Source organism: Chryseobacterium sp. SIMBA_028 (genome assembly GCF_046535285.1).
Taxonomy (GTDB): Bacteria; Bacteroidota; Bacteroidia; order Flavobacteriales; family Weeksellaceae; genus Chryseobacterium.
The window spans coordinates 1-240 of the sequence record NZ_JAWRWZ010000774.1 but is presented as its reverse complement, the minus strand read 5'-3'; the positions used below and the strand labels follow the sequence as shown (position 1 = coordinate 240).

The 240-nt window shown below is 34.6% G+C and carries 1 pseudogene; it reads left to right on the top strand.

Annotated features, from left to right (window positions below):
- Positions 1 to 240 (top strand): annotated as a pseudogene (locus SCA31_RS25340) (AarF/ABC1/UbiB kinase family protein); the annotation flags it as partial.

Below are 240 nucleotides of genomic sequence, written 5' to 3'. Positions count from 1 at the left end.
CATACACGAAAAAAATTCTTACCCGAAAGATCAATCCCAAAAATCTTTTGAAAACCGGAATGGACAGAATGATGAATTTTACGGATAATGTAGATGAAATTCCCAAAGAACTCCGCTCTGCTCTTCAAAAACTGGACGAGAATAAATTCACCGTTTCTACCGAATTTAAAAATATAGAAAAGACAAATCAGCTGATTAAATCAAGCACGGTCAATCTTATGTTAGCCATAATTTTAGGCG